14 protein-coding genes are annotated in these 14562 nt (G+C 71.1%); 5 read left to right on the top strand and 9 right to left on the bottom strand.

Features of this window, described 5'->3' with window-relative positions; all coding sequences use genetic code 11:
• Positions 1-56: 56 nt before the first annotated feature.
• From AGRA3207_RS15725 to AGRA3207_RS15715, 3 genes are all read right to left on the bottom strand, one after another.
• Positions 57-959 carry a helix-turn-helix domain-containing protein gene (locus tag AGRA3207_RS15725; RefSeq protein ID WP_231335372.1) on the bottom strand — a complete coding sequence of 301 codons (903 nt, stop codon included), beginning with the start codon at positions 957-959 and terminating at the stop codon, positions 57-59.
• 373 nt (positions 960-1332) lie between these two features.
• Positions 1333-2517 carry a helix-turn-helix domain-containing protein gene (locus AGRA3207_RS15720; RefSeq protein ID WP_231335371.1) on the bottom strand — a complete coding sequence of 395 codons (1185 nt, stop codon included), beginning with the start codon at positions 2515-2517 and terminating at the stop codon, positions 1333-1335.
• 225 nt (positions 2518-2742) lie between these two features.
• On the bottom strand, positions 2743-3084 hold the full coding sequence (locus AGRA3207_RS15715; protein ID WP_231335370.1) for a hypothetical protein: 342 nt from the start codon (positions 3082-3084) through the stop codon (positions 2743-2745).
• 579 nt (positions 3085-3663) lie between these two features.
• On the opposite strand from AGRA3207_RS15715, the gene AGRA3207_RS15710 reads away from it, so the two are divergent.
• Positions 3664-4353 carry a hypothetical protein gene (locus AGRA3207_RS15710; protein WP_231335369.1) on the top strand — a complete coding sequence of 230 codons (690 nt, stop codon included), beginning with the start codon at positions 3664-3666 and terminating at the stop codon, positions 4351-4353.
• A gap of 120 nt (positions 4354-4473) precedes the next feature.
• On the opposite strand, the gene AGRA3207_RS15705 is transcribed toward AGRA3207_RS15710, so the two are convergent.
• Entirely contained in the window at positions 4474-5994 is a 1521-nt protein-coding gene (locus AGRA3207_RS15705; protein WP_231335368.1) for an alkaline phosphatase D family protein, read from the bottom strand.
• Between the two features lie 242 nt (positions 5995-6236).
• On the opposite strand from AGRA3207_RS15705, the gene AGRA3207_RS15700 reads away from it, so the two are divergent.
• Positions 6237-6650, top strand: a complete 414-nt coding sequence (locus AGRA3207_RS15700) for a cupin domain-containing protein (protein WP_231335367.1) — start codon at positions 6237-6239, stop codon at positions 6648-6650.
• Positions 6651-6801: 151 nt separating this feature from the next.
• On the opposite strand, the gene AGRA3207_RS15695 is transcribed toward AGRA3207_RS15700, so the two are convergent.
• The 4 genes from AGRA3207_RS15695 to AGRA3207_RS15685 form a co-directional block, all read right to left on the bottom strand.
• The gene (locus tag AGRA3207_RS15695; RefSeq protein ID WP_231335366.1) at positions 6802-8205 is read right to left on the bottom strand and encodes a dicarboxylate/amino acid:cation symporter; all 1404 of its coding nucleotides are present in this window, start codon (positions 8203-8205) and stop codon (positions 6802-6804) included.
• 109 nt (positions 8206-8314) lie between these two features.
• The gene (locus AGRA3207_RS40085) at positions 8315-8413 is read right to left on the bottom strand and encodes a putative leader peptide (protein ID WP_338028282.1); all 99 of its coding nucleotides are present in this window, start codon (positions 8411-8413) and stop codon (positions 8315-8317) included.
• Between the two features lie 170 nt (positions 8414-8583).
• Positions 8584-8847 carry a hypothetical protein gene (locus tag AGRA3207_RS15690; protein WP_231335365.1) on the bottom strand — a complete coding sequence of 88 codons (264 nt, stop codon included), beginning with the start codon at positions 8845-8847 and terminating at the stop codon, positions 8584-8586.
• Positions 8840-10165 (bottom strand): PspC domain-containing protein, encoded by a 1326-nt coding sequence (locus AGRA3207_RS15685; protein WP_231335364.1) that lies wholly within the window; start codon positions 10163-10165, stop codon positions 8840-8842. The genes AGRA3207_RS15690 and AGRA3207_RS15685 overlap by 8 nt, the downstream gene beginning before the upstream one ends.
• A gap of 143 nt (positions 10166-10308) precedes the next feature.
• Between AGRA3207_RS15685 and AGRA3207_RS15680 the strand changes: the two genes are divergently transcribed.
• From AGRA3207_RS15680 to AGRA3207_RS15670, 3 genes are all read left to right on the top strand, one after another.
• A complete protein-coding gene (locus tag AGRA3207_RS15680; RefSeq protein WP_231335363.1) occupies positions 10309-11493 on the top strand; it encodes an ATP-binding protein in 1185 nt (394 codons plus the stop codon).
• A 185-nt stretch (positions 11494-11678) separates the two neighbouring features.
• The gene (locus AGRA3207_RS15675) at positions 11679-12275 is read left to right on the top strand and encodes a LuxR C-terminal-related transcriptional regulator (protein WP_273700060.1); all 597 of its coding nucleotides are present in this window, start codon (positions 11679-11681) and stop codon (positions 12273-12275) included.
• A 241-nt stretch (positions 12276-12516) separates the two neighbouring features.
• Complete coding sequence (locus AGRA3207_RS15670; RefSeq protein WP_231335362.1) at positions 12517-13209, top strand: DUF4190 domain-containing protein; 693 nt, start codon at positions 12517-12519, stop codon at positions 13207-13209.
• A 129-nt stretch (positions 13210-13338) separates the two neighbouring features.
• On the opposite strand, the gene AGRA3207_RS15665 is transcribed toward AGRA3207_RS15670, so the two are convergent.
• Positions 13339-14535 (bottom strand): FAD-dependent monooxygenase, encoded by a 1197-nt coding sequence (locus AGRA3207_RS15665; RefSeq protein ID WP_231335361.1) that lies wholly within the window; start codon positions 14533-14535, stop codon positions 13339-13341.
• Positions 14536-14562: the final 27 nt, after the last annotated feature.

Below are 14562 nucleotides of genomic sequence, written 5' to 3'. Positions count from 1 at the left end.
CACCTCCGCCGCCCGCGCCTCACCCGCCGAGCGCGGACGACAATCTCCGCTCGGCGCTATCCCGGGACGAGGACGAACACCTGGCCGGCGGAACCGTCGCACGGCATGTGGAACAGCGGTGCCCGATCCCGCTTGGTGTCTTCCGGGAACCCGAGGCAGAAGCCGCTGTGAACGGCTCGGATGGTGAACCCGGGGGCCGCGCCGCCAACCGGTTCGAACGAGAAGACCTCGCCCCCGGCGTTCTCGTCACCGCATTGGTCGTCGAACACGTAGGGGCCCGGCGTCTTGCGTCCTTCCGAGATGCCCATGCACCCAAGGCCGAACTCGGGGTGGTGCGTGAGAATGCGATAGCCGCCGGGCCGGCGTTCCAACTCCATCGGCGGAAAGGACCGGGCGCAGGACGTCTGTGTGACCAGCCCGCTCGACGCGGACGGCACCTCCGACAGGCACATCCCCGAATGCGCGGCACGAATGCGATACCGCCCCGGACCAGGCCCGGTGCTCCCGGTGCGTCCAGCCTGAACGGACGCCGACGCCCCCGGCGAAAGGCTCTTCCCACTCGATCCACGCGAGAATCGGTCCCCCACCGCGACCGCCAACAGAACGGCAACGGTCACAGCGCACAACCCACCAATGATCAGCAGAGGACGTCGGCGGAGCCCCGGAGAGGAAAGGCCGTCCGACTCCTGCGGGGGCACTTGTACTTGTTCAGGGACCGCGTCCTCCATGGCGATGCGACGGCGGGCCGCCACCCAAGCCGCGACCTGCTCATCGTCGCATCCGCACGCGCGAGTGAACGCCTCGATCTGCTCGTCCCGTGGCAGCCGTGGACGGGACGCACTGAGCATCGCCGCAATGGTCGTGTGGGGCAGCGGGTGGCCAGTGCTCTGCGCCCTGCGCTCCAACTCTCGGTAGGACAGCCCGGACCACGCCTTCAACCGCCTGAGCTCGCCCTTCAACTCGGCGACACTGCAGAGCCGGGCCGGGTCTGGGAATGGTTCCCCATCGGAGCCTAACGAGGCGTCGCGCCCTCCCTTGCCCTGGCCCATCGCTCACTCCTGACCCCGGCGCACCCGAACACGAGTCCCGCAACCCGTCATCCTAGGCCGCCGGGGAAGGCGCTGCCGCCCCCGCAAGCAAGCGCAGGGAACCAAGCGTCCTGCTTGAAGACCGCAATCACCAGCGCTGATTAGTCTTTCACTCGAAGAATGAATCTCTCAGGGCAAAAGGTGGTGGCATGAGCGACACACGTGCAAATCTCAGAGCCGTTCAGGAGATGAATGAAGATTTCTTTCCATGCCAGTGGCGGGCGAAGCCTTATCGACCGTGCTCTCAGCGCAGCTTGTCAGCGTGGCGTGCGAGGCGATCCGACCTGATACTCCCCGCCATCTCGTCCAGCTCGTCAGCGATCCGGGTGGCCTGGTCCCGCTCACCGGCCTGAAGGTAGGCACGGCCGAGCTGATGAACGAAGTCTCCCGCCCATTCCGAGCCGCGCATCTCCAGTGGCAGATCGTCCAGGCCCGCGGTGAGCAGTTCGACGGCCTCAGCGTTGCGGTCCGGGTCCGTGCGGCCGAGGATGCGGTACGCCGTCCCGTGCTCAAGTGCGAAGAAGCCAGGGGCGAAGTAGTAGTACTCCCACGGGCGCGCGTCGTCGGACCGGACGTCCGCGGCCTCCTCCACAGCGGTCCCGGTGAGCTGCCGGACGGTGTCCGCCTCGTTGAGCAAGGCCCGGCCCCGTGCCTCCTGGAACAGGTCGTAGACGCGTCCGACCGACTGCCGCACGCGCTGTCCCGCCTGCGAGAGCCCGATCATGGGGCCGATCTCCCCGCGCCGTTCGGCGACGTACCCCTGCCAGGACATGACCGCGCCGACCAGAGCTTGATCGCCGACCTCGGTCGCCCACTGGAGCGTGCGGGTGAGGTACTCCATCGCCCGGTCATGCCGGTCGACGCTGCTGTGGAGCCATCCGGCGAACTGGGCCCACTGCGCGGCGACGTCCAGCAGCGGTCGGCGGACGGGGCCCCTCGCGCCCCTCACCATGTCCTCGACCGCGGCGAGCTGCGCCCGCACCGGCTCGATCAGCGGGCTCGACCCGCCGGCGTCCTCAGCCCGGCGCTCCGCGGCCAGGATCGCCGCCAGCGAGTCCACGACGGAGAGATCGATCCGCGACGGACGTTGCGCGGCCGCGAGAAGCCGCGCCTCGTCATCCGGCGTGGACACGCCCTTGAGCCCGTCCGGGCACCATCGCGTCGCAGCCGATCGCGGGGCGAACAGGTCGTCTTCGGTCAGGCCGGTCACGCGTGCGTACAGGGCGCGGTAGCGGGGGTTGGGCAGGTATCTGCCCGCCTCCCACTGTTTGATCATTTCGATGAGGCTGGGCACGTGCGGCATGTCGGCGCGGTCGCGGGGGTCGGCGGCGGCGCGCAGGAGGCGTGCCAGTTCGGCCCGTGACCAGTAGGGCGGTGCCTCCCGGATCTGGCGCAGGCGCGCGCCGATGGCCTTCTTGTCGGCGGTCATGCCGTGAGTACCTTCCAACCGTTGCGGGCGAGGGTCCCTGTTCTCCTCCGGCCTTCCTCAGTCTCTCCTCCCGCTCCAGAACCGGCCACGGCTTCACCGACAGTGACTGAGTTGTCCTGCATCGGTAGACGGGACCCAGCTCTGCAGGCCGATGATCGCCTTGCGGGGCCTGCGGGAAGTGGGGGCGGTGCGCTGCCGGGCTTCGTCGTGGTCGTGTACGGAGGCTCAGAAGTCGGGTTCTGGTTTGCGGTTGAGTGCGCGCTCGTATGCGAGCCGGAACCCGGCCTGGGGGTCGCGTCGGTGGCTCGGGTCGCGCGGGTCCGTCGGGTCGCTGGGCGGACGGGTGCGCGAGTCTATGCGGTGCCGGGGGACGGAGGCGTAGTCCTGGCCGGGGATGGGGGCGACGTCGGCGGCGACGACCCGGGCGTGGCGGCCGGTGTAGCCGTCGGGGTGGATCTCGATCCAGAGGAGGCGGGCCCACCAGGTGCGGTCGTGGTGTTGCTCCCATGCGAGGAGGTAGGCGGGGCCGTGGGTGGCGCGGTAGATGACGGCGGGTGGTATCCGCATGTCAGCGGCCAAATAGGTCGAACATGCGTTCTAGTATGCCGGTGGTGTTGTCGGACGTGCCGAGGGGCCTGCCGGGGCACGTGGGGTGAGTGCTCCGAGCCGGGCGGCCTCGGCGGCGCTGATGGGGCGTGCGGTGACGATCTCCTCCGCCGACTCGATCCGCTGGCCTTCCCCTGCCGTTTCATCTCCTTACGAAACGGCGAGCCGTCGCGCCCGCTGCCGCCGTACCAGTTCCGCGCCAGGCGCTTCAGCTCCGGCCTGCGGCGCACGAAGGTGCCCGATCCTGAACGCCCCTCCAGCAGGTTCTCGGTGATCAGGAGGTGGATCGCTGCGGCCCCGGGAGTCCTAGCGCGGGGCACCGGGGCCGCGGCCCTGGCCGGTGTTTTAGCGAAGTGGCGGGCGAGGGACGCGAGCGTGTCCATGCGCTCGACGGTAGGCAGTCGCCCTGATCAGCGGTAGCCGAATCGAGTTCTGTGGATAACGGCCTCATAATCAGCAGGGTTGCGACGAGCATGTGAATCAAAGTGCAGTGGGCGGGGCCCGACCACGCTGCCATCGAAGCGCAGAGAGGAAGTCAGGTTGGACATCACCGCGGACTGGGAGCGCACCCGACAGGAAGTCGCCGAACAGGCGACGGCCTACCCCGAGTTGTACATCCCTCGCCTTGGCGGAACCGCCGGGGAGACCGTGGACCTCGCGCCGCTGTGGGACAGGGCCGTCGCCGCCCGCACCGCCCCCGGTCAGCTCCCCCCGGAGCCGAGCGTGGACCTGCTCGCGGAGGAGGCCGGCGGTCTGGCGCTGCGCCTGCGCGCCGCTCTGAGGGCCTTCACGCGCCGACGGGACGGGCTCACCTTCGTCTCGGATGAGCCGGAGGGCCCGCAGGAAGGGCCGGCCGGCCCGGCGGACGGAGCCATCGCCCTAACGATGTGGTCGCCCGGCGGGGACTCGCTGGGCGGCCCCTGGTGGGCCAACACCAGGCTGTTCGTGTACTTGGGCGAGCACAAGGAGGTGCTGATACACGCGCCGAAAGCGGAGTTCATCGTCGCGACCGCCGACATCCCGTTCCCGGAGAACCCCTTCACCGACCACACCCGGTTCGTGGACAGTGTCAGTGACCCCCGCTCATGCATCCTCGGCGCCCATATCGCCACCGTGTACCGGGCCCACCTCGCGCGCTCCGTGGTGCGCGGGATCATCGCCAACCGACCGACGCCGGACGCAGCGGCGATCACCGCGGAAGAGTTCCTCCGCACCCTGGAAGAGGACTGACCTCGCATGACGAAACGGGCCCCGCCCTCCTCGCGGGAGGGCGGGGCCCGTTCTTGTCGGTCGGGCTTCCCCACCCGCCGACGACCCGAGGCCACCGGGGCCGGTACTCCGGCCTTGCTCTCAGGGAGTGAGGGTCTGCCTGAAGAGCTTCTTGCCGTCCAGGTCCCGCAGGTGAACGGTCAGCTCCCGGCTGCGGGCGTCTATGTCCACCTCGCCGAAGAACTGGAAGCCCTCGGCGGGGGAGGTGTTCGCGTGGGGTGGTGCCTTCGCGAACCTCAGCTGGGGGCCGAACGTGCCGTCGAGGGTGTTGGGGCCGAAGGCGCCGGCGTTCAGGGGGCCTGCGACGAATTCCCAGAAGGGGTCGAAGTCGGAGAATGCGGCCTTGGACGGGTCGTAGTAGTGGGCCGCCGTGTAGTGGACGTCGGCGGTGAGCCAGACCATGTTCCGGACGCGGTGCTTCTTGGCGTGGGAGAGCAGGTCGGCGATCTCGCGTTCGCGTCCGAGGGGGGCGCCGTTGTCGCCTTGCGCGGCGGACTCCTGGGCCGTGCCGTCGGGGACGACCAGGCCGAGCGGGAGGTCGTTCGCGATGACTTTCCAGACGGCCTTGGAGTCGCGGAGTTCGCGCTTGAGCCACGCCGTCTGCTCGGCGCCCAGAAGGCCGTCCTTCTGAGTGGGGGAGTTGTTCGCGTCGTTCGGGGACTTGTAGGTGCGCATGTCCAGGACGAAGACGTCCAGCAACGGGCCGTAGGAGATCCTGCGGTAGAGGCGCCCGGTTCGCGCCGTCCTGACCGGGGTGTATTCGAACATCGCGCGGCGGGCGTGGGACACGAGGACGTCCACGCGCTTCTCGGTGTACTGCGGAAGGTCGAGGATCTCGCCGGGGTACCAGTTGTTGACGGTCTCGTGGTCGTCCCACTGGTAGATCATCGGCACGCGGGCGTTGAACGCCTGGAGGTTCGCGTCCTGGAGGTTGTAGCGGAACTGGCCGCGATATTCGGGGAGCGTCTCGGCGACCTTGGCCTTCTCGGGGGTGACGATGTTGCGCCAGGTGCGGCCGTCCGGGAGCGGGACCGTCTCGGCGAGGGGGCCGTCGGAGTAGACGAGGTCGCCGCTGCACAGGAAGAAGTCCGGGTCGAGCGCGCCCATCGCCTTGAAGATGCGGTAGCCGCCGAAATCGGGGGCGATGCCCCAGCCCTGCCCGGCCAGGTCGCCCGACCAGACGAAGCGGATGTCCTGGTGGCGGCGCGGCGCGGTGCGCAGGCGGCCGGGGACGGGCGCGGACGTGAGCCGCCCGTCCAGGTCGTCGAGGCGCACGCGGTAGTGCAGTTCCTCGCCGGACGGCAGGCCGCGCAGGAGGGTCTTGCCGGTGAGGTCGGTGTCCGGTGTGAGGACCGGACCCCTGATCGTGCGGGCGTTCCGGAAGTCGGGGCGCCGGCCCACCTCGACCAGCATCCGGGACGGTCGGTCCGCGCGGGCCCACACCACCGCCTCGCGGGCGGTCACGTCACCGCTCTGCACGCCGTGGGTCAGGCGGGGGCGCCCCGTCCTGACCAGCGCCGAGGCGGCGCCGCCGGTGAGCAGGGCGGCGGCCGTCCCGCCGGTCGTGATCAGGCCCCCGCGCAGCACACTCCGACGGTCCATGGCGACTCCGTTCCGTTGATCTCAGGGCCGCATGCTCGCGGTTTCCCGCGGCACGGCGGTGGACGGACGATGAACACCCGCGATCCACTTGACAACAGTCGGTGACTGAGTGTCTTCTAGAGTCATGCCAGCGCGTATGTCTCTCGGCCCTGTGGCGCTCCGCCGTGTGGCCAGCGCGCTGTGTCCTTCGTGTTGCCGCTGAATCTCCCGCACCGGCCCCACCACCGAAGGACATCCTGGATATGGTCCCCGATCTCACCATGCGTGGTCAGGACGACCCGCATGGACGCACCCTCATCACCCGCCCGCCCACCGTCGGGCAGCTCGCCGCGCGCGTCCACGACCTCGCGGCGCGGCCGGACGGCTGGTGGCCGCTCGCCGGCTTCGGCACCGTTCCCGTCTCGATCCCGCTGGACGAGGTGGACGGCGTCCGAGCGTGGCTCGCGACGTGGCCGCCCGGCTACCGCACCACCGTGCACGTCCACGGGAAGACCCGGGTCAGCACGCTGGTCGCCGGTGAGCTCGCCGAGGTCGTCATCGCCGTGGACGGCGTGACCGAGCGTCCTCTGAAGGCGAACCGCGTGCGCGTCCACGGCAGCCGCGCCCACGCGTTCACCAACCCCGGCCCCGCCTACGCGGTGACGCTGCACGCGTGACCCGCGGGAACGGGACGAGGCGCAAACGGGACGAGGCGCCCCCGGATGGCAACGCCTCGTCCTCAAAGGGCCCGCTGTAGGGGCTGTCAGGCCCGCGGTGCAGGTCCTCGTCGACTGTCGCTCTGTAACGTTCGTCAGTCTGTGACGATGATCAGGCAGGGGCGGGCTCGGGGGGCTGGGGCTTCCCGCGCCGGCCCTGCCCGAGGGTCTCCTCGCGCCGCTCCTCACGGCTCTCGTCCGCCTCGGGGGAGATCAGGTCGACGGGCCTGCCGTTGAACACCTCGTCGTCCAGCAGGCCCTCCGAGCGTGCGACCAGGATCGGCACCGTGAGCTGCCCGGTGACGTTCAGCGCCGTCCGGGCCATGTCGATGACCTTGTCGATCGCGATCAGGTAGCCGACCGCCTGGAGCGGCAGGCCGACCGTGGTGAGGGTCAGCGTCAGCGCGACCAGCGCCGGGCCGGGGGTGCCGCCGGTGCCGAGCTGCCCGATCACGGCGGCGAGCGCGATCAGCGAGTAGTCGGCGATGCCGAGGTTCACGCCGGTGTACTGGGCGACGAAGACCGCCGCGACCGCCGGGTAGATCGCACCGCAGCCGTCGAACTTGATCGTCGCGCCGAGCGGCTGGGCGAAGCTCGCGTACTCGCGCTGCACGCCGTTGCGCTCGATCGACACCCGCTGCGCGATCGGCAGCGTCGCGATCGAGGACGAGGAGACGAACGCGAACTCGATCGCGGGCCAGGAGTTGCGCAGGAACTTCAGCGGGTTCACGCGGCCGAACACCCGCAGCAGCGCGGGGTAGCCGAGCAGCAGCATGATGGCGACGGCGAGGTAGATCGCGCCGGTGAACTTGGCGAGCGGCTCCAGCGAGCTCGGGCCGTACGTCGCCACGACCGAGCCGATCAGGAAGAACGAGCCGATCGGGGTGAGGCGGACGACCCACCAGACGGCCTTCTGCATGACCAGGTAGAGGTCGTCGACGATGCCGGTGATGCGCTCACCGCGCTCGCCGATCGCGACCAGCGCGGCGCCGAACAGCACCGCGAACGTGACGACGCCGAGGACGTTGCCGTCCGCCATCGCCTTGACGATGTTGGACGGGAACAGGTTGTGCAGCACCTGCGTCCACGTGACCGGCTCGGTCTCGGCGGACTCGCTGGCCAGCTTGCCGAGGCCCTCGCCCGGCTTGACGATCAGCGCGACGGCCAGCCCGATGGCGGTGGCGATGGCCGAGGTGACGACGAACCAGCCGAGGGTCTTGCCGGTCAGCCGGGCGACGCTGCCGACGTTGCGGAGCCGTCCGACGCTCACCACGATCGCGGCGAACACCAGCGGGACGACGACGACCTTGAGGAGGCTGATGTAGACGTCGCCGAACGGGTCGAGCCAGTCCTTGGCGGTCTCCTCGCCGTCGGCGAAGTTGTGGATCAGGACGCCGACGGCGACGCCGAGCACGAGCGACAGCACGATCTGCTGCCAGAATTGCCATTTCCAGACGCGGAGGTTCACTGGGGTTCTCCAGGCGCGGTCGCCGCGCGGCCCAGGGGTGGCGGGCACGACGGCGAGTGGATGGAAGGGGAGAAGAGGGGGCGGGAGGCTGGTCGGGGGGAGCGGCGGCCGACGAAGGGCCGGTCCGGCCCGGACGGCCGTCAGACGGGACGGCTGCTCAGGCGTGACACAGCACGCTGGCGAGGCGGCACAGGTCCACGTGCAGCCGGGCCACGAGCGAGACGCTCTTCTCGGAGAACTTCACGGGTTGCCTCAACGACGGGTATGGACCGGACGTTCCCGATCCCTCGCATGATCTATATCACAATGGTCGGAAACCGGCGATGTACCCCGGCGTCCGTTCACGGTCACCGCCGCGGTCACCGTCGGCATCGCGGGCGCGGTCGGCATCGCGGGCGCGGTCGGGGGCGAGGGTGCGGGGCCGGGTCAGCGGAGGGTGCGGCGGCGTCCCCTGGTCAGCACGCGGACGGTCCCGACCAGCCCGAGGCCGATCAGGACGACCGGGATCAGCGCCACCGGTTCCAGGATCGTCTTCTCCGAGAGCCCGTCGGCGAGGAACAGCCCCGCCAGCACGAGGAAGAACAGCCCGGTGACGGGACCGGCCGGGTCGAACCGGCGGCGCACGCGTGCGGGACGGGCGCCACCGCCCTCGCCGGACCCGCCGTCCCTGGAAAAGGTGTCCTCAGCCACGCTCCACCTCCACGTCCCCGACCTTCCCGCGGATCCGCAGGACGATCTCCGGCGGGTTGCTCACAGCGGGCCCCTCGGGTTCCAGCACCCGCCGCACCCTGGCGTTCGGGCCGCTGGTCGTGCGCATTTCCACGCGCAGGTCGCCGAGGCCGATCCGCGCGTCCAGCCGGACGCGCGCGGACCGCGGCACCACGACCCTCAGCTCGCCGACGAGGATGCCCGCCTCGATGGTGACCTGCTGACCGGGGGTGAGGGGCAGCGCGGTGAGGTCGAGCGTGCCCTGCCCGAATCCGACCTTGTACTCCTGGTTCGTGCGGCTCGTGTCCGTCGGCCGCCACTCCACGTCCCCATACCGGGCATTGCGTGGCAGTTCGCCCACGGCGGACGTGGTGAGCATCGTCAGCGTGAGCACGGTGCCCGCCGTGGCGAGGCCGCGGGTGCGCAGCCAGCCGCCGGCGACCAGGCCGAGGCCGATCACCGCGAGCGCGGGCGCCATGACGATCAGCCACGAATCCGGGGCCGGGTAGCCGTTCGCCACCGGGAGCATCGCGGCCCCGGCGGCCATCGCCGCCAGAAGCGTGATGGACGCCGCGGGGGAGCCGCCGCGTTCCCGTCGCGCGGCGGGCGCCTCCTGGCGGCGGACGGCGGTCGCGCCGGACGCCACACCACCGGACGGCGTGCCCGCGCCGGCCGCACGTCCGTAGGCGCCCAGGTCGATCATTCCCTCGGGCAGGCCACCACCGGTGCCCGGCGTGGCGTCCACGCCCGGTGACACGCCCGACGAGGCGGACGGCCCGCGCGGCGAGAACGAGGCCGGAGACGCCGGCGGATGCCCCGCGAGCCGCTCCGGGACGGTCCGGGCGACCGAGACCAGGTCGACGCCCCGCGCGTGCGAGACGAGCAGCACCAGCCCGAACACCACCATGATCGCGATGGCGTCGCTGGACACGCCCCCGAACAGGCTGCCCGCGACGCCCACGCACAGCAGCGCCCCGAGGATCGTCAGCACCGCCGGGGCGTCGAACCAGCGCCTGACGACGTGCTCCACCGGCGACGGCCCGTCCGGCCTCCCGGGCATCAGCAGCGCCGCCGCGATGTAGAGGATGATCCCCTGCCCGTGCGCGAGGACCAGGATCGCGAACCCCACCCGGTAGACCACCGGGTCGATGCCGGTGTAGCGGCCCAGTCCCGTGCACACCCCGGTCAGCACACGCCGTTCGGGGTCGCGGGCCAGCCGCCGGTACCCCGGCTCCGGCCGCTCCGCCGCCGCTCCGGCCTGCCGCTCCTCGTCCGTGATCGGCCTCTGCTCGTCGCCCATGGTCACCATCGTCCCGCCGCGCGCCGCCGCGCGGTATCCGGGAGGTCCCTGACACGACCCTGGGAAACGGACCGGGGACGGCCCCTGATGCGTGCCGCCGCCCGGCATGTGACGATCGTTGACGTGGGGCATCAGGAGGGACGATGGAAACGGTGACCGACGCGGTGACCGGCCCGGCGCCGCGGCTGGAGCGGACCGCGCGGGGCCGCCTCGTCGCCGGGGTGTGCGGCGGGATGGCGGCGCACCTCGGCGTGGACGTGCTGATCGTCCGCGCCGCGTTCGTCCTGCTCACGCTGGCGAGCGGCCTCGGCGCCGCCGCGTACACCGCGTTCTGGGTGCTGGTCCCCCGGGCGGACGAGGACACCGCGCCGGCGGCGGCCGCGCCCGCCCGCCGCCGGGACTGGGGCCAGCTCCTGGCCTACGCGGCGGTCGGGCTCGGGCTGGCGGTGCTGCCGCTCGGCGCGGGAATCGTCCAGTGGGCGCTGTGGCCGTTCGTCGTCGGCGGAGTCGGCGCGGCGATCCTCTGGCAGCAGGCCGACCGCGACCAGCGGCAGCGGTGGGTGCTGCCCCTGCGCGAGCGGTGGCTGCGCAGCCTGCTCGGGCTGCTGCTGGTCGTCGGCGGCATCGGCGGGTTCGTCGCGCAGAAGGTGGACGCCGGGCAGGCCCGCTCCGTCGTCATCGCCATGCTGATCATCCTCACCGGCGTCGCGGTGATCGTCACGCCGTGGGTGGTGCGGCTCTGGCAGGACCTGGACGCCGAGCGGCACGAGCGCATCCGCTCCCAGGAGCGCGCCGAGCTCGCCGCCCACATCCACGACTCGGTGCTGCACACGCTGACGCTCATCCAGCGCAACGCCGCCGACCCCCGCGAGGTGCAGCGCCTCGCCCGCTCCCAGGAGCGGACCCTGCGCACCTGGCTCTACCAGCCGCGCGCCGACCCCGGCCAGACGTTCGCCGCCGCGATCCGGGAGCTCGCCGGGGAGGTCGAGGACGACCACGGCGTGCCGATCGAGATCGTCTGCGTCGGCGACACCGTCCTGGACGACCGGATCGGCGCGACGCTCCAGGCCGCCCGTGAGGCGATGGTGAACGCGGCCAAGTACGCCGAGGCGCCGTCGGTGTCGGTGTACGCGGAGGTGGAGGGCGACGAGATCGCCATCTTCGTCCGCGACCGGGGCAAGGGATTCGACCTCGACCAGGTCCCGGAGGACCGGATGGGCGTCCGGGGGTCCATCATCGGACGTATGGAACGCAACGGCGGCAAGGCCACCGTCCGCACCGCCCCGGGCGAGGGCACGGAGGTCCGCCTGGAGATCAAGAAGTCATGAGCGGGGCGGGCCGTGGGGGAGCGGCGCCGCCGCCCCTCGAAGAAGCCGGGAATCGAGCGGAGCGAGCCGGGGCGAGCCGGGGCGTGCAGCGATCGTCCCCCCCCGCGAAGGAGCATCGTCCCCCCTCTAAGGAGCAGAGTGTGAGCGAGGCGTTGAAGAGGGTCGTGCTGGTCGACGACCACCAGATGTTCCGGACGGGCGTCAAGGCCGAGCTGGGCGGCGGCGTGGAGATCGTCGGGGAGGCGGGCGACGTCGACGAGGCCGTCACCGTGATCAAGGCCGTCCAGCCGGACGTGGTGCTGCTGGACGTGCACCTGCCCGGCGGAGGGGGGATCGAGGTGCTGCGGCGGCTGCACGGCAACGTCCCGTCCAGGTTCCTCGCCCTCTCGGTGTCGGACGCGGCGGAGGACGTGATCGGCGTCGTCCGGGGCGGGGCGCGCGGCTACGTGACCAAAACGATCTCGGGACCCGAGCTGACCGACGCGATCGGACGGGTCGCGGAGGGCGACGCGGTGTTCTCGCCCCGGCTCGCGGGCTTCGTGCTGGACGCGTTCGCCGCGACCGACGTGCCCGCCGTCGACCCGGAACTGGACCAGATCACCCAGCGGGAGCGGGACGTGCTGCGGCTGATCGCCCGGGGCTACGCCTACAAGGAGATCGCCAAGGAGCTGTTCATCTCCGTGAAGACGGTGGAGACGCATGTCAGCAGCGTGCTCCGCAAGCTCCAGCTGTCGAACCGGCACGAGCTCTCGCGCTGGGCGGCGGCGCGGCGCCTCGTCTGACCGATCCCCGCGCCTGAACGGCGCGTGGCGGCGGGCGGACGGTGAGTGAGCCCGGAGATCGTCGCGCAATGGTTCGGTGGCGACTGAGAGCAAATTGTAATGTCCGTTTTTGCGCTATGGTGATCACCCCTGGGCCACGGATATGCAAAAGTCGCTCCTCATGACCTATCCCCCTGGACCCGGACAGCCGGGTATGGATCCGCCACCCCCCGTACCGCCGCCTCCGCCCCCGCCTTATCCCATGCCCGGTGAACCGTCCTCCTCGTACGGCTCCGGGCCCCCTCTCAACAACGACAAGACAAACGGCCTGGCCATCGGCGCCTTCGTCACCGGGCTCATCCCGTGCGTGAGCCTGCTGGGCCTCATCCTCGGCGTGATCTCCCTCCGCCAGATCGGACGGCTCGGAGGTAAGGGACGTGGCCTGGCGATGGCCGGCATCGCCCTGTTCTGCGTTTGGCTGGCCGCCAGCATCGCCGGCTATGCCCTTCTCGGTGGAGACGACTCCGACAAGGGCACAAGCGCCAAGCCGAAGATCACCTCGACCAAGCCGAAGAAGGTCGACGCCAAGAAGATGAAGGTCGGCGACTGCATCAACGACAACTCCGGTGCGTCCACCTCGACCTCGGCGGACGGGCCGGTGGAGGTCGAGAGCGTCAAGATCGTGCCGTGCACAGGCCCGCACGACGGCGAGGTGCTCGCCGCGTTCAAGCTCGGCGGGCTCTTCCCGAGCGAGAACGAGATGAGCCAGAAGGCCTCGGCCGGCTGCAAGCGGCTGATGGCCCCCCGGCTGCGCCGCGACCCCGCCGCCGCCAGCCTCGCGACGTCCTACTACTACCCGACGGCGGAGTCGTGGACCCGCGGCGACCGCGACGTGACCTGCGTCGCCGTGCACGCCACCGAGGGCAAGAAGCTCACCCGCCCGATCCGCCGCTGACGGACGGACCGTCCCGCTCGCTGGGCGGCCGGCCCGCCGCCCGGTCCTGGGACCGTCCCTCCGTCCGTGATCCATGGACGCAGCAGCCGCCGAACGCTGCGACCTCGTAGACGCAGAGACCGTCGTCCGTCAGTGGTCCCGTATGTCGTACTCCTTGAGCGCGTAGGAGTCGGTGACCGCGGAAAAGTCGGTCTTCTCCTCCTCCGGGGGCTCCACGCCCTTCGCTCCCGCGTCGATCTGGGCGCGCAGCCTTTCGATGCCCGTCAGCGCCAGTTCCTGGTTGGCGGACACGAAGCCGCGCAGCTCGTCCTCGTAGGCCGCGAACGCCCTGGAGTGGTCGCCGCCCGCGGCCCTCAGCTCGCCGGCCAGCACGTACGCGCCGACCATGGCCATGCTGGTGCCCTGGCCGGACGCGGGGGAGCCGCAGTAGCCGGCGTCGCCGAGCAGGACGACCCGTCCGCGCGACCAGGTGTCCATGTGGATCTGCGCCATGGCGTCGAAGTGGAAGTCGGGCGCGTCCGCCATCGTCGCGGCCAGCCGCGGCAGCTCGCCGGCCACGTTCGCGGCCGCGAACCGGTCCGCGAGCAGCCGCCGCTGGCCGGGCACGTCGCGGAAGTCGTAGTCCAGGGGCGCGCCCGGATGGTCGAACCCCATGTAGACGCGGCACTCGCTGTTGCCGCGCGCGCTCATCGCCAGCGCGCCCCACAGGCCCCCGGTCGCCTGGAAGACCGTCTGCCAGCGGTCGAGGCCGAGCACGTTCGGAGCCGTCCACACCCCGATGTAGCCGCCCAGGTGGCGCAGGTAGTCCTCCTCGGGGCCGAAGGCGAGCCGCCGGGTGTTGGAGTGCAGCCCGTCCGCGCCGACGACCAGGTCGAACACGCGGACGGTGCCGCCGGCAAAGACGACCCGCACCTCGTCGCCGTCCTGCTCCAGGCCCGCGATCGAGTCGTCGAAGAGGTACTCGACGCCGTCGCCGACCGCCCCGGCCAGCAGCCCCGCGAGGTCGTCCCGCAGGATCTCCACGTCGGGGCCGTCCAGCTCCCCGCCGCTGACGGTCCTCTCTGTCGTCCGGTAGACCTCCTTGCCCGAAGGGTCGACCACCGACATCCCGCGCAGGTCGGTGCTCAGCCGCCGGACGTCGCCGAGGACGCCCATCCGGTCCGCGACGTCCAGCGCGGGTCCCCGCACGTCGACCGCCTGCCCGCCCGGCCGGGGCCCCGGCGCCAGCTCCACCACCGTGACCTCGAATCCGTACCGGTCGAGCCAGTACGCGAGGGCGGGGCCCGCGATGCTCGCCCCGGAGATCAGCACTCTCGTGTTCCGCATTCAGCGCTCCTTCAGTCGTGTTGCCTG

It is taken from the genome of Actinomadura graeca (assembly GCF_019175365.1).
GTDB lineage: Bacteria > Actinomycetota > Actinomycetes > Streptosporangiales > Streptosporangiaceae > Spirillospora > Spirillospora graeca.
This window is presented reverse-complemented; position numbering and strand designations above follow the sequence as displayed.